Raw genomic sequence first — 22,706 nt, forward strand, 5'->3', positions numbered from 1 at the left:
TTTAGTGCGCCTGAAAGGGCCGCGCCAAGCCCGCTCGGCCTAGGCGCCGATCAGCCTTGCCTTGGGGCGCCGCGATCGCGGCCTGGGCGCGACGCCCAAGCGCGGATCCCGCGCCAGCGCAAGCGCCGCCATCCGGGCCGCAATCGTCTCGAAGTTCTCGTCGATCTGCGGCAGGTACAGCCACTTGCCCAACACCGGATGCGGCCGCAGGCCCGGAAACTCGCTGATCAGCGCTTCCTGGCGTTCCTGCGAAGTACACACCATCAGGCCGCTCCAGGGATCCTCGCGATCGGCGGCAACCAGGTAGAGCAAGCCATCCAGGTACGCTGCGTCGCAGCCGAACATCTTGCGGCGCATGTAGCCGGCATCCCGCTCCAGCGGCTCAAGGATCCAAAGCAGCGAGTTGAGGTGGACGGTCCGCTGCTTGCCGGGCGGAGCGTAAGGGTCTGAGCGGTTGCGCATGCGGAGGACGCCAGGCTTCGAGGGAGAAAAGGGGGCTGAGAATAACGGTAATAATGGTGCCAGATTACAACTTCCATTTTCGAGGGGATATGCGTGCATTGCTCTAAATGCGGAGCCGCCCACGCTGGCAAGAACCGCTTGTGTGACGAATGTACAAGGGTGTTGGCTGGCGTGCCCAGCAAGAACATCCTCACATCGAACACTGGCAGCGTCCCGGCAGGCCAGGATCATCCGGCACCCGGGAACCTGCCACCCGCCGAAGGCCCCCGCGGCAGGTGGGCTGACGCGCTCCAGCGATATCGGGTCATTCCCATCCGGCTGCGCGGCAAGCCGGTAACGGCGAATTCGATGGTGGCTGTCGGCGCGGCCGGGCTGGCCATGGCGGGTTATGGATTCTTCAATCTGGCAAGCTCGCTGTGGTGGTCGGTCCTGATGATCCCGAGTTTCCTGGGACTGATTGCCGGCCTTGACTTGAAGCGCAAGCGGTACGCACGGGTCGCTCAGACCTTCAATCTCGAGGCGAATCAGGCAGGCGAGGTTTTCTACACGGAGATCGGTGGGCAGTGCCCGGCATGCGATGGGGAATTGAAACTCAAGGACCTCGGCTTCAAGAAACACAAGGAAACGATGGTGCTGTGCGCTCTCGATCCCAACCATAAATGGAAGTTCGACCCCAATTTGCTGGGCGACCTGTGACGCTCGCGCCGGCCGGCACAATCCGCTGATCGTTGCCGGCCGGCGCCGGCGGCGCCCGCCGCGCTGCCTATAATGGCTCCGATCCCCGCTTCGACGGCAGCCTTGCCGTGCTTCATGTCCTCCTTGCCTTTACGCGTGCTGTCCGTCATCCCGCCGATGACGCAGCTCAATACTCCTTATCCGTCCACCGCCTACCTGACCGGCTTTCTGCGGTCGCGCGACGTGACCTCGTTCCAGGAAGACCTGGCGCTGGCCCTGGTGCTGCGCCTGCTGTCGGCCGAGGGCCTGCGCGCCGTGGCGGAACGTATCGCCCAACTGCCGGCCCAGAAGCACACGCCCGCGGTCCAGGCCTTCGTGGCGCAGCAGGCGCGCTACCTGGCGACCATAGAACCCACCATCGCCTTCCTGCAGGGCCGCGATCCCACGCTGGCGCATCGCATCGTGGGCCGCAATTTCCTGCCCGAGGGACCGCGTTTCGCCTCGCTGGAGGTGTATCTGGACGAAGACGGCGGCGATCCGCTGGGCTGGGCCTTCGGCGCGCTGGGCCTGCATGACCGCGCCAAGCACCTGGCGACGCTGTATCTGAACGATCTGGCTGACGTGCTGCGGGACGGCGTGGATTCGCGCTTCGAATTCGTGCGCTACGCCGAATCGCTGGCGGGCAGCCAGCCCACCTTCGATCCCTTGGCGCGGGCCTTGGCCGCCCCGCCGACCCTGGTGGACGACATGCTGCGCAGCCTGACCGCCGAAGCGCTGGCCCGCCATGCGCCCACCATGGTGCTGCTGTCCGTGCCGTTCCCCGGCGCGGTCTACGCCGCCTTCCGCATCGCCCAGGCCATCAAGGCGCATGACCCCAGCATCGTCACCGTGCTGGGCGGCGGCTTCGTCAATACCGAACTGCGTGAACTGAAGGACCCGCGGGTCTTCGACTATTTCGACTACGTGACCTTGGACGCGGGCGAACGGCCCTTGCTGTCGCTGCTGGAGCACGTGCAGGGCAAGCGCTCGCGCCAGCGCCTGGTGCGCACCTTCCTGCGCGACGCGGACACGGGCGCGGTGCGTTACGTGAACATGGTCGAGCCCGACATCGCCTTCGCCGAAGTGGGCACGCCCACCTGGGACGGCCTGCCGCTGGACCGCTACCTGTCGCTGCTGGACATGCTGAACCCCATGAACCGGCTGTGGAGCGACGGCCGCTGGAACAAGCTGACCGTGGCGCATGGCTGCTATTGGAAGAAATGCAGCTTCTGCGACGTCAGCCTGGACTACATCGGCCGCTACGAAGGCGCGTCCGCCGCGGTGCTGGCCGACCGCATCGAGGCCATCGTGCGCGAAACCGGGCAGACCGGTTTCCACTTCGTCGACGAAGCCGCGCCGCCCAAGTCGCTCAAGGCATTGGCGACCGAGCTGATCGAGCGCAACACCGGCATCTCGTGGTGGGGCAATATCCGCTTCGAGAAGACCTTCAGCCCCGAACTCTGCGAGCTGCTGGCCGACAGCGGCTGCATTGCCGTGTCGGGCGGATTGGAAGTGGCGTCGGACCGCCTGCTGACCCTGATGAAGAAGGGTGTCTCGGTCGACCAGGTGGCGCGGGTCACGCGCGCCTTCACGGACGCTGGCATCCTGGTGCACGCTTATCTGATGTACGGTTTTCCCACGCAGACCGTGCAGGACACCGTGGATGCGCTGGAATACGTGCGGCAGCTGTTCGATAACGGCTGCATCCAGAGCGGCTTTTTCCACCGCTTCGCCTGTACGGTGCATTCCCCGGTGGGCCAGAACCCCGAGGAATACGGTGTGACGCTGCGGCCCTTGCCGCCGGTGACGTTCGCCAAGAACGACGTGGGCTTCCATGATCCCACCGGCGTGGACCACGACGCGCTGGGCAAGGCACTGAAGAAGGCCATCTACAACTACATGCATGGCATCGGGCTGGACGAGGACGTGCGTAGCTGGTTCCCGTTCCATGTGCCGAAGACCACGGTGTCCAAGCACCGGATCAGCCGGGCATTGAGCCAGCGGGGGTAGAGCGGAGCGCCGCCCCTATAATCCGCTGCACGGAAATGACCGTCGGGGCGGCGATGACAGTGCTGGTGGTCGGAGCAAGCGGAGCAACGGGGCGGCTGCTCGTGAGGCAGCTGCTCGATCGCGGGCTGCAAGTCCGGGCCATCGTGCGATCCGCCGGCGCGCTTGCGGACCTCGGCCGCGATACCAGGCTGTCGCTCATGCAGGCCAGCGTCCTGGACCTTGGCAACGCCGAGATGGCCCGATGCGCCAGCGGCTGCACGGCGGTGCTGTCCTGCCTGGGCCACAGCATGACCCTGAAGGGCATGTACGGCGCGCCTCGCAGGCTGGTGGCGGATGCGACCCGACGCTTGTGTGCGGCGGTCTGGGAGAACCGGCCGGATGCGCCCGTCAGATTCGTGCTCATGAACACGGCGGGCAACAGCAACCGCGATCTGGCGGAGCCTGTTTCATTCGGCCAGAAGTGCGTGGTCGGGCTGGCGCGCCTGCTATTGCCGCCGCACGCCGACAATGAGCAGGCATCCGACTATCTGCGCACCCAGGTGGGCCAGACTGACGCAATGGTGGAATGGGCCGTCGTCCGGCCCGACAGCCTGCGCAACGCCGATGCTGTCACGGGGTATGAGGTGCATCCTTCGCCCACCCGCAGCGCCATCTTCAACGCCGGCGCGACCAGCCGTATCAATGTGGCGCACTTCATGGCCGAGCTGGCCACAGACACGGCCACATGGAGCCGGTGGAAGGGGCGGATGCCGGTCATCTATGACCAGGACATGGCTTAAGGCCAGCCAGCTCGCACCGTCTCGCTAACGCAGCAGCACATCCTCGTAGAACGCGCCGATCGGCCGCTGCGCATCGCGCACCTGGATCTCTAGCACCCAGATGCCGTCGGCGGGCACGAAGTCCGCCTGCGCCAACAGGTGCTTGCCGTACAGCGCGTGCGGAAAGTCCGATACGCGGTGCCCCGGAATCTCCCGCACCAGTTCGCAGCCTAGCTCGCGCGCATACTCCGAGGCGCGGTCGTACAGGGCGGCGCCCGTCAGACCCTCCAGCCATGCCAGGCGGCTGCGCCGGAACACCTCGCGCGCGGCCTCCGCGCAGCGTTCGCGGTCCGCATCCGCGCCCAGCACGAAGGTGTCGCCGTAGTCGCCCTCGTGGCCATCCCACACCGGGCCGATGTCCAGCACGAAGATGTCGTGTTCCTGCAGCTTGCGGTCATAGTCGGTGCGCTGGACGGGCGGGGATTGCGTGTCCGGGCCGAAGCGCACATAGGTCGGGTGCCAGTTGTTGGACGCGCCCATCCGGCGCAGATGATCGTCCGCCACGGCGATGGCCTCGCGCGTGGTCATGCCGGGCCGCATCAGCGCGGCGATTTCTTCCACCGCCTGCATGGAACGCCGGCGCGCGTCCAGGATACCGGCCAGCGTGTAGCGCGGACTGATGCGCTCCCAGGGATGCGCTTCGCGCTGCGGAGGGCTGCCAACCGCGCCGCCCGCTGCTGGGTGGAAGGCTTCCGCCCGGTAGCGGTCCTGGGGCAGGCCGGCCGCGAGCAGCTGGGCACGGGCCGCGCTCACCATCGCCGGATTACCGCAGGCGTAGACCAGGCTGCGCGGCCAGTCATGCCCCGCCGCGACGGCGGCGTCCTGCACGTGACGGCGGGGCTGGCCGTCATCGTTCCCGGCCTGGGACAGCACCGCATGCCACTGGAACCCATCGCCCTTGCCTTGCAAGGCGTCCAGCATCTGGCCGGCGTAGCAATCGTCCGGCGTGCGCCCGCCCCAGTACAGGGTCACCGTCTTCAGCGCGCGGCTTTGCAGCGCGGCCATGAGGATGGGCGCCACGCCCGCATAGCCCGTGCTGGTGGCCAACAGCACCAGGTGGTCTATGCCCGCAGGCATCTCCGCGGGCCAGGTGCAGCCGCCTTGCGCGCCGTCCAGGGTCAGGGTGTCGCCGGGCCTGAGGCTGGGCAGGATGCCGTCGGTGAAGGCGCCGCCCGGCATGCGGCGGATGTGGAATTCCAGCCGGACAGGCCCCGCCGCGCCGGGCGCATTCGCGATCGAGAAGTTGCGGCGGGCGCCGCCCACCAGGACCAGTTGGGCATGCTGGCCGGGCAGGTAACCGTAGTCCTCCCCGTCCTGCAGTTCGACGATGAGCTGGGTGACGTCCGGCGCCAGCGGCAGGCGCGACGCCACGCGGGCACGGCGCAGAGGGATTGGCTCTTCGGGGGCGCACCAGTGCGGGAAACGCAGGGTCAGGTTGCTGGCCGCGCGGCACTGGCACATCAGCAACTCGTCGCTGGCGGCCTGGTAGCTGCCGTCCGCGGGCGGGGCGATGCGTTCATAGCGGCCGTCCACGACCACTGCGCGGCACGAGCCGCAAGCCCCGCGCTGACAGGAGAAAGGCACTGGCACGCCCTGGGCCAGGGCCGCCTCCAGGATCGAGGTCGTGCCGTCCGTGACGAAAGGGCCGGTCTCCAGGGTGATGGTGTGGCAGGGCGGGGTGGCGTTCATGGCGGGTTCCAGGAAATTTGCCCCACTCGGGGCTCAGGCGGTCAATCTACCGATAGAATGGCTACATGAAATAGAGCCATTTCAAGCAATATGAACAAGCCACTTTCAGCAGGGCAGCCAGTTGCGAAGCGCCAGGAAGCCAGCCTGGACCTGCCGATGGACGCCGTGCGGCCAGGCGAATCCAAGCAGGCCTGGGTCTACCGCGAGATCCGCGAGCGCATTTTGAAGGGCGCGCTGCCGTCCGCCGCGCGCCTGCCGTCCACGCGCAGCCTGGCCGCGCGCTGGCACATCGCGCGCTCCACGGTCGAGGCCGCCTACGACCAGTTGCGCAGCGAAGGCTACACGGCGGGCACGGTCGGTTCAGGCACCTATGTGGCGGCGGTGATTCCGGACAACTTCTTCCGGGCAGGGTTGCCGGGCGAGGGCGCAGCCAGGTCCAAGGCGCGAGCGCCCGCGCCTGTATCGCAAGCAGACGCGGCGCAACGCGTGGCACCCGCCAGCGCGCCGCCGCCCGCGCCGCAAATGGCCGCGATCTTCACGTCGGCGCAGCCCAACTCCCAGTTCTTCTCCCGCAGCGCCGACGCCGCGCTCTTTCCCATGGAGCGCTGGCGCAAGGGGCTCATGGCCAGCGCACGCCGGGTGACGCCGGCCCAGCTCGCCAATGACGAGCCGCAAGGTTGGCGTGCGCTGCGGGAGCAGATCGCACGCTATCTGGGCGCCGCTCGCGGCATCAGCTGCGATCCGGATCAGGTCATCATCCTGAGCGGCATCCGCGACGGCCTGGACCTCTGCGGCCATCTCCTGCTGCAGCCGCAGGACAAGGTGCTGATCGAGGATCCCGGCTACCTGAACGCCGAGCCCATCTTCGGCCAATACACGCGGCACATCGTCCCCCTGGCCATCGACGCCGAAGGCTTTCCGGTTGCGCAGGCGCGGCGCCAGCGCGGCGTGAAGCTGGTGCACGTCACGCCCGCGCACCAGTCGCCCACCGGCGTCACCATGCCGGTGTCGCGCCGCCTGGAGCTGCTGGACTGGGCCGCGCAGGCCGGCTGCTGGATCGTCGAGGACGACTACGACAGCGAGTTCAGCTACGACGGCGCGCCACTGGCCGCACTGAAAAGCCTGGACACGGCCGACCGCGTCATCCATTGCGGCAGCTTCAACAAGACGCTTTTCAACGCCTTGCGCATCGGCTATGCCGTGGTGCCCAAGGAACTGGCGACCGCCTTTGTGCAGGCGCGCCGGCGGGCAGGGCGCGTGCCCAGCATCATCGAACAGATGACGCTCGCGGCATTCCTGCAGGACGGCAGCTTCGCCCGCCATGTGCGCAAGGCGCGCGGCGTGTACGCGCGCAGGCGCAGCGCCGCGCTGAGCGCCTTGCGGCAGGCGGTGGGCAGCGATGCGCTGCGCGTCAGCGGCGAGCATGCGGGCTTTCACCTGCTGTGGTGGCTGCCGCCGGGCTGGGACTTGGGGCAGGCCGTGGCGGCAGGGCGGGCAGCGGGAGTGGGCATGCAGCCGGTCGCGGACTTCTGCCGCAAGGTGGACCTGGCGCCAGGCGTGGTGCTGGGCTATAGCGCGGTGGAGGAAGATGCCCTGCCGAGGCTGGGGGCGTTGCTGGCGCAAGCGGCGCCGGGCGCAGGCCCACAGCAGGATCCTGCCTTGCTGCGGCGGCTCTTGCGCGTCAAGGACCGCATGGATGCCGCCTCGCAGGAAGCCTGGCCGGTGGAGCGCCTGGCTGAAGTTAGCGGCATCTCCAAGGCCCATTTCGCGCATTCCTTCAAGCGTGCCTTCGGCCTGCCGCCGCACCGCTACCTGCTGACGCGGCGCATCGAGCAAAGCGTGGCCCTGTTGCGGGACACGGATCAGAGCGTCACGCAAATCGCCTACGCCACGGGCTGGGAAAGCCTGGGCACCTATAGCCGCATCTTCCGTGACATCACTGGGCTGAGCCCCAGCGCCATGCGCGCGCAGGCGCGTGCCGGAATTCCGCCGCTGGACCGCGTGCCTGCCTGCGTGGTGAAGGCCGCGCAGCGTCCCGATCTCAACATCGCAGTTTTGGAGAAGCGCCGCCGCGCGGCCGTCGGTAAATTGCCGCCATCAACCAAGGAGGTCTCATGAAACCAGGCATCAATGTGGCGGGCGTGTACGTGGACGATCAGGACGCGGCGCTGGCGTTCTACGTGGACAAGCTCGGATTCCGCGTCCATACGGATGTGCGCAACGGGCCGTACCGGTGGCTGACTGTCCAGCATCCGGATCAGCCCTCGTTCCAGCTCGGCCTGTTCGCGCCCGGCCCTCCCATCCACGACGAGGCCACGGCGCAGACCTTGCGCGCCATGGTGGCGAAGGGGGCCATGCCGCCCCTGGTCCTGCATGTGGCCGACTGCCGGGCGGACCATGCCCGGCTGCAGGCCCTGGGCGTCGAATTCACGCAGGAACCCATCGAGCGCTACGGCAGCGTGGACGCGGGCTTCCGCGATCCGGCGGGCAATGGCTGGAAGATGATCCAGGCGCCGCGCGGCGCGGCCTGACAGCCGGCCCCGGGCGCGGGCGGCGCGGTCAGTAGGTGATCCGCACCGAGGGCGCGCTGCGTTCGGCGCCCGCGCGGGTGACGGCTTCGATATTGTTGCCATCCGGGTCCAGCACAAACGCGGCATAGTAGCCGGCATGGTAGTTGGCGCGCTCGCCCGGCGGGCCATTATCCCGGCCACCATGCGCCATCGCCGCCTGGTAGAAAGCCTCCACCATGGCCCGGTCTTCCGCCTGGAACGCCAGATGGATGCGGCCGGTCAGTTCGCCCTGCACCTCGGCGCTGCCGCGCGACGAAATGAACAGCTCGTCCGTCCAGAAGTCCGGGCCGTCGGAGCCGCCGATGGGAATCTGTAACGCATTGAAGACCGCCGTGTAGAACGCCTTGCTGGCGGGCAGGTCGCGCACGACCAGCCCGATGTGATCGATCAAGCGGCCCTTATGTCGTTCTTTCTGCGCCATGCATGGCTCCTGGGTATCGAGGTGGTGGGGAAGAGTCGGCGGTGTCAGGCTACGCTTGCCAGCGTCCCGTTTCAAGCCGCCGCGCAGCGGCCAGGCCCGCTCAGTCCTTGCCGGCCATGGCCCGCATGGGCTGGCAGGTCAGTTCCTTTTCTTCCTCTCCGAAATCCGCCATGTCCTTGCGCGCCTTGGTGTAGGCGCGCAGATACTCGGCGTCGAACACCAGCGACGACACGCCGGATTCGCGCGTGGCGGACTGCTGCCGTTTCTTCAGGATCTCCAGCAGTTCCGGGGTCAGCACCTGGCAATACTCCATGATCGCGTGGATCTGGGCCAAGGAGGTGGCGCGCTCCAGGTCCTGTTGCGCCGAGACGGTTGCCACAGGCAGCGACAGGACGGCGGCCGCGGCCCAGGAGGCCGGTTTGAGCAGGGGGTGAGGCATTGCGGGGTACTTCCGTTCATATGGCGAGAGCCCGCATTTAACACGATCTTCGGTGGCATTTGCTTCGATGCCTTGGGAAACGCGGCTGTCGGTCTACAATTCCTCCCGCTCCATTCGGGGGCCAGGCTGTCTGTACGTGTAGTGTCGATAAAGGTCTACCCATGCGTCTGAACCAGTGCCAGAATTTCCACGACTTTCGCAGCATGGCTCGCCAGCGGCTGCCGGGCCCCATCTTCAATTACATCGACGGCGCCGCCGACGATGAAACCACCTACCGCCGCAATACCTCCGCGTTCGAATCCTGCGACCTGCTGCCGGATGTGCTGCGCGGCGTGGCGGAGGTGGACATGTCGGTGAGCGTCATGGGCCAGAAGCTGGCGCTGCCGGTCTATTGCTCGCCGACCGCCTTGCAGCGCCTGTTCCATCACGATGGCGAACGCGCCGTGGCGGCCGCCGCGGGCAAGTTCGGCACCATGTTCGGCGTGTCTTCCCTGGGCACCGTCAGCCTGGAAGAAGCCCGCAAGATCAGCGGCGGCCCCCAGGTCTACCAGTTCTACTTCCACAAGGATCGCGGCCTGAACCGCGAAATGATGGCGCGCGCCAAAGAGGCTGGGGTCCAGGTCATGATGCTGACCGTGGATAGCATCACCGGCGGCAACCGCGAGCGCGACAAGCGCACGGGCTTCGCCATTCCGTTCAGGCTCAACCTGGCCGGCATCGCGCAGTTCGCCATCAAACCGGCCTGGGCGCTCAACTACCTCACCCATGAACGCTTCCGGCTGCCGCAGCTGGACACCCATGTCGACATGGGCGGCGGCGCCATGTCCATCAGCCGCTACTTCACCGACATGCTGGACCCGGCCATGACCTGGGACGACGTCGCCGCCATGGTGCAGGAATGGGGCGGACAGTTCTGCCTGAAGGGCGTGATGTCGGTGGAAGACGCCAGGCGCGCGGCCGACATCGGCTGCACCGGCATCGTGCTGTCCAACCACGGCGGCCGCCAATTGGACGGCTCGCGCAGCGCCTTCGACCAGCTTGCCGAGATCGTCGACGCGGTTGGCGACCGCATCGACGTGATGATGGATGGCGGCGTGCAGCGCGGCACCCACGTGCTCAAGGCGCTGGCGCTGGGCGCCAAGGCAGTGGGTTTGGGCCGCTACTACCTGTTCCCGCTGGCGGCCGCGGGCCGGCCCGGGGTGGAGCGGGCGCTGGAACTGATGCGGGTCGAGATCGAACGCGCCATGAAGCTGATGGGATGCAGGACCGTCGGGGACTTGCAGCGGCGGCACTTGCGGTTCCGCTGATCGATTGTCAGGTCCGCGGATCGGGCTGTTTACGCCCGATCCGCGTAGCTGCGCTTCAGAAGGCTATTTTCACGCCGAGCTTGCCGTTGAAGTTCTGGCCATCGCCCCTCAGGCTGATCTCCGAGCCCACGCTGCCGTAGATGGAGACATTGCGCTTGACGCCCACGTCCGCGCCCAGATTCAACTGCACGGACATTCCCTTCATATCGGCCCGGAAAGGCACATAGCCGTTCTGCGAAGAGAACTCCGTGGTCGGGTTGGTCAGGAATTCATTGACGAGGCTGGCGCGCAGCCAGGTCGTGGCGACCCGTTTGCCTTGCGGTCCGGGATCCAGCTCCACCGTGCGCGCCAGGCGCACGCCCACGCGGCCCCTCAGGCTGTCGACGTCGTTGAAGCGGATCTTGGCGGCGCCGTCGTTGGCGTCGTTGAGATTGACGTTCTGGAAGACGAGCTGCGCTTGCGGCTCGATGACCCATTCATCGTTCAAACGGAACGGATAGCCGCCTTCCAGCGAGGTCGCGAAGCCGAAGCCGCGCGTGTCGAGGTTGTAACCCGCGGGCGAGCGGCCGTTGTCGACGTCGTAGCGCGTGCCCTGGATCACGGCGTCGACATACCAGCCTTCCTTGCCGATATGTGTCCAATAGCCGCCCAGCGTCACGCCATTCATGGCCGCCTGTCCGGCCGAGCGGCCGTCGAGGTGGTCGACGTCGGCCGTGGCGCGGCCGAAGGCCACGTAGGCGCCTGCGTGGTCCATGCTGCCGTTGGCATTGGCCCGGCGATAAAGGTCCACGCCGGATTGCAGGCCGTAGATCTTGTAGTCGTAGTCCGGGCCTCGGGATCCCAGGATGCCCGAGTTGCTGCCGTTGCGCTCGCCGGTCACGCCGATGACGCGGCCCCACACCAGGGAATTGCTGCCGGCCGGGGTTGAGGGCAGGGCGTAGCGCGCCTCGCCGATGCGCTCATGCAGCGAGTCGAGGAAGGTCGAGCCGTAGCGCAAGGCCAGCTCCGGCGTCGCCACCGCGGTGGAGACTTCGGGCCGGTAGTTGGGCGGCGCGGGCGGAACCGGCGCGGGCGGGTTGGGAGGCACCGGCGGCACGGGCGGATTCGGCGGAACGGGGGGCTCCGGATCTTTGCAGGCGGGATTGCTGGGCGCGGCGGCGCAGTCCACCGTCGAACGCAGGTACCAGTTCTGCAATCCGCTGCCGTCCACGCTGGAGCGTTGCAGCGTATAGGCATAGGGGCCCGCGGCGACGTAGCCGCCGGCATTGCCCAGCGAGAACGCGCTGGCGCCAGTAGTGCCACCATTGACGGCATCGACCAGCAGGATGCCGTTGCCGGTGGTCACGGCGCCGGCGCCGCCGGCATTGCTGACGATCAGCGAAGACGAGCCGGAGGCCGCACCGCCATTGATCACCAGCCGGTCGGACGGCGATCCATCGCCGCCGAGCAAGGTGTTCATGGCGATCCTGCCGCCCTGGCCGACGTAGTTCGGCGTCGTCAGCGTGGTGCCGGGCGCGGTGCCGGTGCCCATGTTGATGAGGCCGGCATTGCTCACGCCGGCCGTCGCCTGGCTGTAGCCGTTCAGATCGAGAATGCCTGCCGCTGCCACGTTCACGGCCGAGTTCGGACTGAGCGTGGAGGCCGCGCCCGCACGCAGCACGCCGTTGTTGACGTTGGTGGGGCCGCCATAGGTGTTCTGCGCGGTCAGGACCGTGGCGCCGGAACCGTTCTGATTGACCGTGCCGCTGCCCGAGATCAGGCCCGCGAACGTCACTGTATCGGAACGGTTGAAGCTCAACGCGCCGTTGTTCGCCACGTCGCCCAGGATGGCGCCGGAGGCGCCGCCATTGCCCAGCTGCAGCGTGCCTGCCGAGATCGTGGTGCCGCCGGTGTAGGTATTGTTCGCGGTCAGGATGGTGGCGCCGGCGCCGATCTGATTGACCATGCCGCTGCCGGAGATCTGGCCCGCGAAGGTCTGGACGTCGGAGCGGTTGAAGCTCAACGCGCCGTTATTCGCCACGTCGCCCAGGCTGCCGCCCGAGGTGCCGCCATTGCCCAGCTGCAGCGCGCCTGCCGAGATGGTCGTGCCACCCGTGTAGGTGTTGTCTGCGGTCAGGATGGTGGTGCCAGCGCCGATCTGGTTGACCACGCCGCTGCCGGATATTTGGCCCGCGAAGGTCTGGACGTCGGAGCGGTTGAAGGTCAGGGCGCCATTGTTTGCCACGTCGCCCAGGATGGAGCCCGTAGTGCCGCCGTTGCCCAATTGCAGGTTGCCGGCGGAAATCGTGGTGCCGCCGGTGTAGGTATTGTCTGCCGTCAGGATGGTGGTGCCCGTGCCGATCTGGTTGACCACGCCGCTGCCGGATACTTGGCCCGCGAAGGTCTGGACGTCGGAACGGTTGAAAGCCAACGCGCCATTGTTCGCCACGTTGCCCACGATGCCGCCCGATGCGCCGCCGTCGCCCAATTGCAGTGTGCCTGCCGAAATCGTGGTGCCGCCCGTGTAGCTGTTGTTGCCCGTCAGCACGGTGGTGCCTGTGCCGATCTGGTTGACAGCGCCGCTGCCGGAGATCTGACCGGCAAGCGTCATGGTGTCGGAGCGGTTGAAGGCCAGCAAGCCGTCGTTCGCCACATTGCCCAGGATGGACCCCGAAGTGCCGCCATTGCCCAGTTGCAGGGCGCCTGCCGAAATCGTGGTGCCGCCGGCGTAGGTGTTGTCTGCGGTCAGGATGGTGGTGCCCGTGCCGATCTGGTTGACCACGCCGCTGCCGGAGATCTGGCCCGGGAAGGTCTGGACGTCGGAGCGGTTGAAGGTCAAGGCGCCATTGTTTGCCACGTCGCCCAGGATGGCGCCCGTGGTGCCGCCGTTGCCCAATTGCAGGGTGCCGGCGGAAATCGTGGTGCCGCCGGTGTAGGTGTTGTTGGCCGTCAGGATCGTGGTGCCTGTGCCGATCTGGTTAACCACGCCACTGCCGGAGATCTGACCGGCGAAGGTCTGGATGTCGGAGCGGTTGAAGGCCAGCGCGCCGTTGTCCACCACATTGCCCAGGATGGCGCCGGTGGCGCCGCCACTGCCCAGCTGCAACGTGCCGGCGGAAATCGTGGTGCCGCCCGTGTAGGTGTTGTTTGCCGTCAGGACCGTGGTGCCGGTTCCGATCTGGTTCACCACGCCGGTGCCGGAGATCAGGCCGGGGAATGCCAGCATGTCGGAACGGTTGAAGGCCAGCGCCCCGTTATTGCTCACATCGCCCAGGATGGCGCCGGTAGTGCCGCCGTTGCCCAGCTGCAGCGTGCCCGCTGAAATCGTGGTTGCGCCCGTGTAGGTGTTGTTGCCCGTCAGCACCGTGGTGCCGGCGCCGATCTGGCTGACTGAGCCGCTGCCCGAAATCTGGCCGCCTAGCGTCAGGGTGTTGGAGCGATCGAACACCAGCGCGCCGTTGTTCGCCACGTTGCCCACGATGGCGCCCGTGGTGCCGCCGTCGCCCAGCTGCAGGGTGCCCGCGGAAATCGTGGTGCCGCCGGTGTAGGTGTTGTCTGCGGTCAGGATGGTGGTGCCCGTGCCGATCTGGTTGACCACGCCGCTGCCGGAGATCTGGCCCGGGAAGGTCTGGACATCGGAGCGGTTGAAGGTCAAGGCGCCATTGTTTGCCACGTCGCCCAGGATGGCGCCGGTAGTGCCGCCGTTGCCCAATTGCAGCGTGCCGGCGGAAATCGTGGTGCCGCCGGTGTAGGTGTTGTTGGCCGTCAGGATCGTGGTGCCGGCGCCGATCTGGTTAACCACGCCACTGCCGGAGATCTGACCGGCGAAGGCCTGGATGTCGGAACGGTTGAAGGCCAGCGCGCCGTTGTCCACCACATTGCCCAGGATGGCGCCGGTGGCGCCGCCATTGCCCAGCTGCAACGTGCCGGCGGAAATCGTGGTGCCGCCCGTGTAGGTGTTGTTTGCCGTCAGGACCGTGGTGCCGGTTCCGATCTGGTTCACCACGCCGGCGCCGGAGATCAGGCCGGGGAATGCCAACGTGTCGGAACGGTTGAAGGCCAGCGCCCCGTTATTGCTTACATCGCCCAGGATGGCGCCGGTAGTGCCGCCGTTGCCCAGCTGCAGCGTGCCCGCTGAAATCGTGGTTGCGCCCGTGTAGGTGTTGTTGCCCGTCAGCACCGTGGTGCCGGCGCCGATCTGGCTGACTGAGCCGCTGCCCGAAATCTGGCCGCCTAGAGTCAGGGTGTTGGAGCGATCGAACACCAGCGCGCCGTTGTTCGCCACGTTGCCCACGATGGCGCCCGTGGTGCCGCCATTGCCCAACTGCAGGGTGCCTGCCGAGATCGTGGTGCCACCGGTGTAGGTATTGTTGGCCGTCAGTATCGTGGCGCCCGTGCCATTCTGATTGACCGTGCCGCCTCCCGAGACCAGGCCAGCGAAGGTCACGGTGTCGGTGCGGTTGAAAGTCAAGGCTCCGTTGTTCGTCACGTTGCCCACGATGGCGCCGGTAGTGCCGCCGTTGCCCAGCTGCAGGGTGCCCCCGGCTATCGTGGTGCCGCCCGTGTAGTTGTTGTTGGCAGTCAACACGGTGGTGCCGTTGTAGGTGCTGAGCTTGCCCGCGCCCGTGATACCCGGAGTGAACACATAGCCGCTGGTGTCGGTGTGATTGAACACCAGCGCCCCGGTGGCGCCCAGCGTCAGGCTGGGGCTGGGGCCCGTCAGTGTCAGCGTGCCCGGGGCCGCCGCGGCGGCCAATGCCGCTGCGCCGATATTGATGACGCCCTGCGAACCTGCGGCCACGCCTGCCCGCGCGCTGACGGCGCTGACCGTCGCGTTATCCGAGATGGTCAGGGCGCCGGAGCCGGCGTTGCCCACCGTGAGGACGCCGGAGTTTGTCCACGAGGAGCCGGTGCCGTCGACGGTGACCGCACCCATCGCGTTCGTGCCTGCGCCTATGGTTCCGAGCGTACTGGAAACCGCGGCGCCATTCGAGATGTTGAGTTGGCCCTTGCCGGTGGTGCCGACGCTGAGTTCAGCGCTGCTGTTCCACTGCGATCCAACGCCGCTTATGGTCACCGTACCCACGCCGGTCGTGTCATAGCCGATGTAGCCAAGGCCATTTGTCACGACCGCGCCGTTGGTGATTTGCACTGTGCCAGTGCCTGTCTGGCCCACGCGCATGAATCCAGCGGTGTTCAGCTGCGAGCCCGCGCCGCTTATCGTCAGCGTGCCGGAACTGCCGGCTGCAACACCCAGGTAGGTATTGGTCGTGCTCGTCACATGGCCGCCGTTCGAGATGCCCAGCGTGCCGGTGCCGAAGTTCCCGATATTGAGCCCCGGCCCGGCGGTCCACTGCGCTCCTATGCCATTCACAGTCACGTTGCCTGTGCTGCCGACTTGGCGGCCGATAAAGCCGGATCCGCTCGATACTATGCCGCCCGCGCCGATCTGCAGCGTGCCGGTGCTGGTGTTACCTATCGTCAGAGAACTGGCTCCCAGGTTCCAGGGCGAACTCTGCGATCCGGGAACGGTGACTATCGATCCGCCATCGATGGTCTGGGAATAAGCGGGGAAAGTACCCAACGCGATCAGGAATGCGCTGGAAAGCTTGAATGACAAGCGGACGTCAATTGGTGACAAGGGCTGCATCTTCTCTACTCACTTATTCAAAAGAAATTCAGTGAAGTGATCGTCTGCGCGTAATGCCTGCCAATTGAATTTGCCGGTGGGTAGAACCGCCGGCCAGGGCAGGTGACCAGCATAAGCCTGTTTATCGTTGTATTTACAACAATAAATAGGGACTGATGCTGGCGCGCAGGGAGGTCTGGCTCCCGCTTATTCAGCGGGAGCCTTGGATATGCGTTGAAAATGCCTGACGATCAGGGAACCGAAGCGATTCCGATCAGAGGCTGGCAATGGACGGCTTGCAGGCCCGGCCGCGCGCGCAGGGCAGCGCGGCGGCAGGCAAGGCCGGGGGGGAGGGGGGACGTACAGGCAACGCGCATGGCTGATAGAACCGACAAAAAGAAAATGCCTAGCCTCAGTAGTTCTGTTCCATGGCAGAGCAGCTTGGACCTCCGGATTCAGCACATGGTCTGGAAATGCACGAACGAGGGTTTTGCAAAGGAGGTCAGGTTCAGATTAGTGCTGGAAAATCCGGGTGCAGTTGACGTAGATCAATGGCCGCGCTCGATGTGCGTTCAATCACCTGTTCGTGCGCAGAGCATTGTCTTGTTCCCACAACCGATAGCAATACTGTTGCGGATTGCGGCGATGGTGAATGGCGCGGCGTTCGGGGTTTGAATCGCTCAGGCGCCGGTTCGGCGCAGCAGGTAGGCTGGCGTGCACTGGCTCAATAAGGGATCGCCGGCTTCCAATAGCACAGGTTCGACGGACTGGCGCAGGCGAGGCAGCAGCCGCGCCAACAGCATTTCGCAATCGCGCCGCAAATAGCTGGTTTCGCCCGTCAACTTGCCGATGGCGCGCGCCCAAGCCGAGTCCCGCGCCAGCACCAGCAATGCCAGACGGCCGCTGCTGGCGTCGCGCAGCACCCAGACGCCGGTGGCGATGCGTAGCAGCGGATCCAGCGTGTCGGCGAGTTTGCGCAGTTCGGATTCGTTCAATCCATGCGGTTGATAGCGCGCCTCGTCGCCTTCGGCCTGGGCCTTCCGCTCCAGCATGTCCGCCTCCACCCGCCAGGCTTGCGCCTGGCCGGCGTCACCGCGCCGCAATGCCGCCGCCGTCAGCAGGCGCAGGCAGGGCTGGCGATGGGGGCCGGGTTCGTTGATGGCTTGCCGCCATAGCGCCTCGGCGCTTGCCTCAAGGCGCGAAGCTTCGCCGCTGGCCCTGTGTGCAGCTCGGCGCAGCTGCAGCGCGGCTAGTTGGCACAGCGTGGGCAGGTGGCCGGGATGTTCCTGCAGATTCTGCTCCAGCAGGGCGGCGGCGCCGTCCGAGTCGCCCGTAAGCGTGTCGGCGTACCAGGCCATGCGCGCCCGTTCGTCGGCCGAGAGCGCGTGCAGGTGCTGCTTGCGCAGCAGCTCATGATGGCCGGCAAGCGCTTCGTCGCGCTCGTTACGCGCCTCGCGGGCCGCCTGCTCGATGGCGTCGCGTTGCGATTCGTCCAACGCCAGAGCCAACGGCAGGCGCTGGTCGACCAGCCATTCTTCAGCGGCGCTGGGCGAGGCTCGGCGCCAGGGCAAAGGGTTGGCGTTGGTTGGCGCCATGCCTTGCTCGCCGCTGTCCGCCAACGTCGCGCCGTTCTGCGGGGCCGCTGCATGCAGCGCGGCCAGACGGTCGGATAGCGAAGGATGCGTGTCGTCGCCGGCGGTTGGCCGGCACAGCGCCTGGTGCAGCCAGGCCTGCGCCTCGGCTTCGTCGCGGGGATGGACCAGCTCGGCTTCGCCGGCCAGCCGCGCATGCGGAGAGGGCGGTTGTGCGCCGGTGGCTTGCGCATACACGTCCGGCCAATACTCGCGCAGGGCCCGGCCCTGCACGGACACGGCCAGCAGCGCGTTCGCGGCTGCAGCCGCGCCACAGGCTTGCGCAGACTGCGCATCGGCCTCGTACTCGCATGCCCGCGCAAAATCCAGGCTCGCCGCCAGAAACCGCGGCACGTGCCAATTCATGAAGAGGCGCAACGGAGCCGTCGACAGTCCCTTGCGCCGTTCCAGCTGCCGAGCCGCCTCCTGCCATTGCAGCCGCGCGAAATAGATGCGGCTGGCATAGCGTCCGTGGCTCCCCGCGATATGGGCGCACTCATGCGCCAGGATGGCGCGGCAAGACTCGGCCGACAGCATCTCCAGCAGCGGCTGTCCCAGCCACAGCACGTTGCGCGTGCGGCCCAGCAGGCGTCGGTGCTGCCGGATGCTGGCGTTGAACTCGCCGTTCAGGTAGACGGCGTCCAGCGCCGGCGCGCCCAGGCGGGCGCGTATCTGCTCGATCTCGTGGAACAGCGCTGGCGCGTCTTCGGCTCGCAGGCGGATACCGTCTTCGGCGCCCGGCAGGCGCGCGGCGAAAGGCAGCCGCAGCATCGCCCAGCCCGCGAACGGCAGGGGCAGGGCCAGCGCCGCGGCCGCCGCGCCCAGCACACCCGGCAAGGCCGCGTACAGCCACACGGGCGCGGTGCACAAGGCAACGCCGGAGCCGGCCAGGGCCGCATCGCCCAGCAGCAGCCGGGCTGACAGCTTCAATCCCGACAGGCTGCCGCGCGCCATGATTACTGCGCGGCCGGCTTGGGCGGCAGGTCTTCGGCAGACACGCCGCCGCGGCCCAGATAGGCGCCGAACACCGTGCCTAGGGTCTTGACCAGGCTGTGCGAGTTCATCACCTGCGCCTGGATGTCTTCGATGTCCTCGTCGTCCGGTTGCAGGCGGCAGGCGTGCTGCGCCCACTCGATTGCGGCAAAGCGGTTCTTCTTGGCGCCGCGGCCGTGCGTGTAGGCCAGCGCGATCTCGGCGCTGGCGCGCCCAGCGCGCCAGTCGTCGTCTTCCTCGACCAGCGGACGCAGATAGGCGCGCACGCCTTCCTCCTGTTCCTGTTCGGTGCCGTGGTCGCGCAGCAGCACGCCGATGCGCAAGCGCGCCAGCGCTTCCGCGCGCGGTTCCTCGCGTGCGCCTTGCAGCAGCCACAGCACCTTGTCCAGGTTCTCGCGGCGCGAGAAGTCCAGCTCGCCGTCGAAGATATTGCGATGGGCCATGTTGTACTTGGCCAGCGGCGAGCCGTCCTCCACCGCGCGCTGCAGCCACTGGTCGCGCACCGCGTCATCCAGATAGCTGTCGGGCGTATTGTCGCGGAAGCCTCGGTGGATGTCGTACATGCTGCAGGCCGAGTCCGCCACGCGTCGGTCCGCCAGCTGACGCGTCAGGAAATATCCCTGCTCATGGTCGCCGCCGTCCCATAGCATCGCGGCCGCCGCCAGCAGGTTGAAATCGTCGTCCATCTGGTTGGCGGCAAGCACCGCGGCACGGTCCAGCAGCTGCTGCGCGCGCGCAGGATCCTGCGCAAAGCCCCAACGGCCGAACTGATGCGCCACGGCCGCCAGCGCATGCGCCGTGGCCACCTGGTCCCAGCCGCACATGCGTTCCAGCACGCGCTTGAATGCGCCATCGTCATCGGGCTGGTGATGGATGATGCTGACGTGGGCGAAACTGCGGAACGGCCCGTCCACCTGCGCGAAATACTCGTTCGGCCCGAATGCCGCCACGCTTTGGCCATGCAGCGCGCGGGCGCGCGCCTGGTCTTGCAGCGAATAGCTGGCGAATTGCGCGTAATAGCCCAGCGCCATGCCGCGCTCCGTCGGCCGCAGTTCGCGCGCCAGGAACGATTCGAAAATGCGGCGGTATTCTTCAACGGCCTCGGCATCGTCGGCCTCCGGATAGCTGTCCAGCGCGTCATGAATTCCGATCCAGCGGATCGCATTGCGCTGCGGTTCGGAAAGCGCCGAGCACAGCGGGCCGCTGGCCATGCCGTCGATATCCTCGTAGCTGCCGCCCCAGCGCGGCTGCAGGTATTGCGCATAAGCTGTCAGCGCGCCCAGATGTCCGGGCCGCAATTCCAGGGTCCGCAGCAGCCAATAATCCTTGGCCTGCTCCATTTCATGCTCGGCACGCGGCGCAAGCCACGCCGGCAGGGCTTGCGGCGCCTGCGCGAGACGCGGCACGCCGACCGATGCCAGATGCGCCAGCGCTGCATCCATCAGGCCTTCTTCCTCGATGTCGTCATGCGTCAAGGTCTCGGGCTGATTGCCCGTGTACAGCGCACGCAACCAATACGGTTCCTTGAAATGCGCGGCCAGCTGCATCATCGTCACGCAGGCCGCAATCGGCCGCGTGCAAAGCGCCATCGCCCGCAGCAAGGCAGCGGCAGAACGCTCGCAAGCCAGCGCCGCGCCCAGCCAGCGGTCCTGCGTCACGCTGTCCGCCCAGCCATAACCGCGTATGTCTGCGGCGCGGCCGTAGCAGAAGTTACCCATCACCAGCTGTGCGTGATACGAATCCGGGCAGGCGTCGATCCAGGCTTGCAGAAAATCCGAGGCGTCCTGGTACGGCACCGTCGAATAGTCGAACAACGTGCCGGAATTGGCGGCCTCGAAATAGGGCGCGCCGGGGTCTTGCGTATTTGCCCAGTCTTGCTGTTCCAGATCGGCGTAATAGGCGTCGAGCTGCGCGTAGGCGCGGGATTCAACCAGGGCGCGGATATCGCGGCGGATGGCGGTGAGGGATTGCAAGAGGGCACCTGAGGGGGAGGGCGGGATCGGCCCGTTGGCGGAAGCGGGCCAATAATGCCTCAGATGCGATTCATGGTGAAGGATGAAAGCTACAAAATAGACATATAAGTTTCAAAATGTATTTGAGCATTGAAAGGGCCGACCTCCGGATGGCCGGGCACCCGGAGCCCTTGCAGAAAAACCCGCACTCAGTGCGGCTTGATCGCTACTTTCAACACCCCGTCGCGCTGGTTGGCGAACAGCTCGTAGGCCGCGACGATGTCATCCAGCTTGTAGTGGTGCGTGACCAACAAGCCCAGATCCACGCGCCCCGAGGCGATCACGTTCATCAGGCGGCGCATGCGCTCCTTGCCGCCAGGGCACAGCGCGGTGTTGATCTGGTGATCGCCCAGCCCGGCGGCAAAGGCGTCCATGGGTATGCGCAGGTCGGTGGAATACACCCCCAGGCTGGACAACGTGCCGCCCGGCTTGAGGATGCGCAAGGCCGATTCGAACGTGCCCTGGGTGCCTAGGGCCTCGATGGATGAATCGACGCCGCGTCCGCCCGTGAGTTTCAGCACCTCGGCCACGACGTCGCAATTCTTGAAATTCAGCGTCACGTCCGCGCCCATCTTGCTGGCGATCTCCAGGCGGTGGTCATTGCCATCGATGGCAATGATGGTGGTGGCGCCGCGCAACTTGGCACCCGCCGTGGCGCATAAGCCGATAGGCCCTTGCGCGAACACGGCCACCGTGTCGCCGATCTTGATGTTGGCGTTCTCCGCGCCCTTGAATCCCGTGGACATGATGTCCGGGCACATTAGTACCTGTTCATCGGTCAGCCCGTCCGGAATGGGCGCGAGGTTGGCCTGCGCGTCGGGCACCAGCACATACTCGGCCTGCGTACCGTCGATAAGATTGCCGAAGCGCCAGCCCGCCGTGGCCTTGTAGCCGTGGCAGCCGCAGCGCCCGCTGGGGATTAGATAGGCACCGTCTTGGCTGGGGAACCCGTCCTGGCTGGGATACGAGGTGAAGCTCGGGCAAATGGCGCCGGCGATGACGCGCTGGCCCTCCTGGTACCCGATCACGGCGCTGCCTAGCTTTTCGATCACGCCAACCGGTTCGTGCCCCACGGTGAGGCCCTGGGCGACGGGGTACTCGCCTTTCAGGATGTGTACGTCCGTGCCGCAGATGGTGGTGGTGGTGATGCGGATCAGCGCGTCGTTGGGACCGACGTCCGGGATGGGCTTGTCGGTCAGCTCGATCCGGCCGGGCGCGACGAAGATTGCAGCTTTCATGAGAGCGGGCATCAGAGTCTCCTTGGGGCGGTAGTTGATTCCTCAGGCTAAACCGGAGCGGTCCGCAGGCCAACTGCAGTGCCGCAGTCAATTGATGTGGGTCAAGATAAGTCGGCAGGCGGAAAGCGCGGCGATCGCGCGCTCTTCGCAAATGCTGGCAATCCTCAGTGGCACAAGCGTCGCAAGGTATCATGCGCAGGTTTTCACGGATTGACCTCCTACACGGTCAGAAGGCTTTTCAATGAAAAAAAGCATTCCGCTGGTATTGCTGTCGTCCATGCTGCTGACGGCCTGCGGCCCCGACAAAATCATCGCCGATCTGCCTTCGCCTGGCGGGAAGCATCACGTCGAGGTCCGCAAATGCCCGCAGCGCGGGTCGCTGACCTGGGACGAGATGACCCAGGTTTCCGTGGTTGAGGCCGGCGTGTCGGAAAAGTGCAATGCGTTCATCGTGGCGCTGACGCAGTTCCAGTCGTATACGCCCGACGAGCAACTGCAGCTTGAATGGATTTCCGATACGGAGCTCAGGGCTTGGCATCCCGCGTTCGAGCCGAAGAATGGCCCCAGGGTCCGGACCTTCAAACAGAACTCACCCGTTCAGGTGATATTCGCGCCCAAGAAGTAATCCGCCGCAGGTTTTCCACGCTTTGCCATGGCAATATCGTAAACGTGATAATTTGTTGCGTCGTCGGCGCAGTTGTTACTGCTTGAATCGGCCGTTTCGAGTGCGTGCGGAAAATCTATGGCTTATCGCCACGGATCACTGATTTTTTGCCCATCCGCGCAGTGCCATC

General features: G+C 66.3%; 16 protein-coding genes. 8 read left to right on the forward strand and 8 right to left on the reverse strand.

Features of this window, described 5'->3' with window-relative positions:
- Window positions 1-39: 39 nt before the first annotated feature.
- Complete coding sequence (locus FOC84_RS26410; protein ID WP_173147458.1) at window positions 40-462, reverse strand: hypothetical protein; 423 nt, start codon at window positions 460-462, stop codon at window positions 40-42.
- Window positions 463-633: 171 nt separating this feature from the next.
- Here FOC84_RS26410 and FOC84_RS26415 point away from each other — a divergent pair, with 171 nt between their 5' ends.
- From FOC84_RS26415 to FOC84_RS26425, 3 genes are all read left to right on the forward strand, one after another.
- On the forward strand, window positions 634-1,158 hold the full coding sequence (locus FOC84_RS26415; protein WP_173147460.1) for a hypothetical protein: 525 nt from the start codon (window positions 634-636) through the stop codon (window positions 1,156-1,158).
- 114 nt (window positions 1,159-1,272) lie between these two features.
- On the forward strand, window positions 1,273-3,186 hold the full coding sequence (locus FOC84_RS26420; RefSeq protein WP_173147462.1) for a B12-binding domain-containing radical SAM protein: 1,914 nt from the start codon (window positions 1,273-1,275) through the stop codon (window positions 3,184-3,186).
- A gap of 101 nt (window positions 3,187-3,287) precedes the next feature.
- On the forward strand, window positions 3,288-3,965 hold the full coding sequence (locus FOC84_RS26425) for an NAD(P)-dependent oxidoreductase (RefSeq protein ID WP_254241790.1): 678 nt from the start codon (window positions 3,288-3,290) through the stop codon (window positions 3,963-3,965).
- 24 nt (window positions 3,966-3,989) lie between these two features.
- Here FOC84_RS26425 and FOC84_RS26430 read toward each other — a convergent pair whose 3' ends face one another.
- Entirely contained in the window at window positions 3,990-5,693 is a 1,704-nt protein-coding gene (locus FOC84_RS26430) for an NAD(P)H dependent flavin oxidoreductase family protein (protein WP_173147466.1), read from the reverse strand.
- A 90-nt stretch (window positions 5,694-5,783) separates the two neighbouring features.
- Between FOC84_RS26430 and FOC84_RS26435 the strand changes: the two genes are divergently transcribed.
- Window positions 5,784-7,811 (forward strand): aminotransferase class I/II-fold pyridoxal phosphate-dependent enzyme, encoded by a 2,028-nt coding sequence (locus tag FOC84_RS26435; RefSeq protein WP_173147468.1) that lies wholly within the window; start codon window positions 5,784-5,786, stop codon window positions 7,809-7,811.
- Window positions 7,808-8,224, forward strand: a complete 417-nt coding sequence (locus FOC84_RS26440) for a VOC family protein (protein WP_173147470.1) — start codon at window positions 7,808-7,810, stop codon at window positions 8,222-8,224. The genes FOC84_RS26435 and FOC84_RS26440 overlap by 4 nt, the downstream gene beginning before the upstream one ends.
- A 28-nt stretch (window positions 8,225-8,252) precedes the next feature.
- Here the strand turns inward: FOC84_RS26440 and FOC84_RS26445 are convergent, their stop codons facing one another.
- Both FOC84_RS26445 and FOC84_RS26450 read right to left on the reverse strand, forming a co-directional pair.
- Window positions 8,253-8,684 carry a VOC family protein gene (locus FOC84_RS26445; RefSeq protein ID WP_173147472.1) on the reverse strand — a complete coding sequence of 144 codons (432 nt, stop codon included), beginning with the start codon at window positions 8,682-8,684 and terminating at the stop codon, window positions 8,253-8,255.
- A gap of 100 nt (window positions 8,685-8,784) precedes the next feature.
- Entirely contained in the window at window positions 8,785-9,123 is a 339-nt protein-coding gene (locus FOC84_RS26450; RefSeq protein ID WP_173147474.1) for a hypothetical protein, read from the reverse strand.
- Between the two features lie 161 nt (window positions 9,124-9,284).
- On the opposite strand from FOC84_RS26450, the gene FOC84_RS26455 reads away from it, so the two are divergent.
- On the forward strand, window positions 9,285-10,430 hold the full coding sequence (locus FOC84_RS26455) for an alpha-hydroxy acid oxidase (protein ID WP_173147476.1): 1,146 nt from the start codon (window positions 9,285-9,287) through the stop codon (window positions 10,428-10,430).
- Between the two features lie 55 nt (window positions 10,431-10,485).
- Here FOC84_RS26455 and FOC84_RS26460 read toward each other — a convergent pair whose 3' ends face one another.
- Complete coding sequence (locus FOC84_RS26460; RefSeq protein WP_173147478.1) at window positions 10,486-16,029, reverse strand: autotransporter-associated beta strand repeat-containing protein; 5,544 nt, start codon at window positions 16,027-16,029, stop codon at window positions 10,486-10,488.
- 384 nt (window positions 16,030-16,413) lie between these two features.
- On the opposite strand from FOC84_RS26460, the gene FOC84_RS26465 reads away from it, so the two are divergent.
- The gene (locus FOC84_RS26465) at window positions 16,414-16,713 is read left to right on the forward strand and encodes a hypothetical protein (RefSeq protein WP_173147480.1); all 300 of its coding nucleotides are present in this window, start codon (window positions 16,414-16,416) and stop codon (window positions 16,711-16,713) included.
- 5 nt (window positions 16,714-16,718) lie between these two features.
- Here FOC84_RS26465 and FOC84_RS26470 read toward each other — a convergent pair whose 3' ends face one another.
- The 3 genes from FOC84_RS26470 to FOC84_RS26480 all read right to left on the reverse strand — a co-directional run bounded on the left by FOC84_RS26470 (window position 16,719) and on the right by FOC84_RS26480 (window position 21,924).
- Window positions 16,719-18,623 (reverse strand): M48 family metallopeptidase, encoded by a 1,905-nt coding sequence (locus FOC84_RS26470; protein WP_173147482.1) that lies wholly within the window; start codon window positions 18,621-18,623, stop codon window positions 16,719-16,721.
- Between the two features lie 2 nt (window positions 18,624-18,625).
- Window positions 18,626-20,635 (reverse strand): DUF4034 domain-containing protein, encoded by a 2,010-nt coding sequence (locus tag FOC84_RS26475; protein WP_173147484.1) that lies wholly within the window; start codon window positions 20,633-20,635, stop codon window positions 18,626-18,628.
- 188 nt (window positions 20,636-20,823) lie between these two features.
- A complete protein-coding gene (locus FOC84_RS26480) occupies window positions 20,824-21,924 on the reverse strand; it encodes an NAD(P)-dependent alcohol dehydrogenase (protein ID WP_088141106.1) in 1,101 nt (366 codons plus the stop codon).
- Window positions 21,925-22,153: 229 nt separating this feature from the next.
- Here FOC84_RS26480 and FOC84_RS26485 point away from each other — a divergent pair, with 229 nt between their 5' ends.
- Window positions 22,154-22,537 (forward strand): hypothetical protein, encoded by a 384-nt coding sequence (locus FOC84_RS26485; protein ID WP_173147486.1) that lies wholly within the window; start codon window positions 22,154-22,156, stop codon window positions 22,535-22,537.
- Window positions 22,538-22,706: the final 169 nt, after the last annotated feature.

It is taken from the genome of Achromobacter pestifer (assembly GCF_013267355.1).
Lineage (GTDB): Bacteria > Pseudomonadota > Gammaproteobacteria > Burkholderiales > Burkholderiaceae_B > Achromobacter > Achromobacter pestifer_A.

Coding starts and splice junctions, on each gene's coding strand:
- FOC84_RS26410 (WP_173147458.1), bottom strand. CDS start 462: ATGCGCAACCGCTCAGACCCTTACGCTCCGCCCGGCAAGCAGCGGACC.
- FOC84_RS26420 (WP_173147462.1), top strand. CDS start 1,273: ATGTCCTCCTTGCCTTTACGCGTGCTGTCCGTCATCCCGCCGATGACG.
- FOC84_RS26430 (WP_173147466.1), bottom strand. CDS start 5,693: ATGAACGCCACCCCGCCCTGCCACACCATCACCCTGGAGACCGGCCCT.
- FOC84_RS26435 (WP_173147468.1), top strand. CDS start 5,784: ATGAACAAGCCACTTTCAGCAGGGCAGCCAGTTGCGAAGCGCCAGGAA.
- FOC84_RS26440 (WP_173147470.1), top strand. CDS start 7,808: ATGAAACCAGGCATCAATGTGGCGGGCGTGTACGTGGACGATCAGGAC.
- FOC84_RS26445 (WP_173147472.1), bottom strand. CDS start 8,684: ATGGCGCAGAAAGAACGACATAAGGGCCGCTTGATCGATCACATCGGG.
- FOC84_RS26450 (WP_173147474.1), bottom strand. CDS start 9,123: ATGCCTCACCCCCTGCTCAAACCGGCCTCCTGGGCCGCGGCCGCCGTC.
- FOC84_RS26455 (WP_173147476.1), top strand. CDS start 9,285: ATGCGTCTGAACCAGTGCCAGAATTTCCACGACTTTCGCAGCATGGCT.
- FOC84_RS26465 (WP_173147480.1), top strand. CDS start 16,414: ATGGCTGATAGAACCGACAAAAAGAAAATGCCTAGCCTCAGTAGTTCT.
- FOC84_RS26470 (WP_173147482.1), bottom strand. CDS start 18,623: ATGGCGCGCGGCAGCCTGTCGGGATTGAAGCTGTCAGCCCGGCTGCTG.
- FOC84_RS26480 (WP_088141106.1), bottom strand. CDS start 21,924: ATGCCCGCTCTCATGAAAGCTGCAATCTTCGTCGCGCCCGGCCGGATC.
- FOC84_RS26485 (WP_173147486.1), top strand. CDS start 22,154: ATGAAAAAAAGCATTCCGCTGGTATTGCTGTCGTCCATGCTGCTGACG.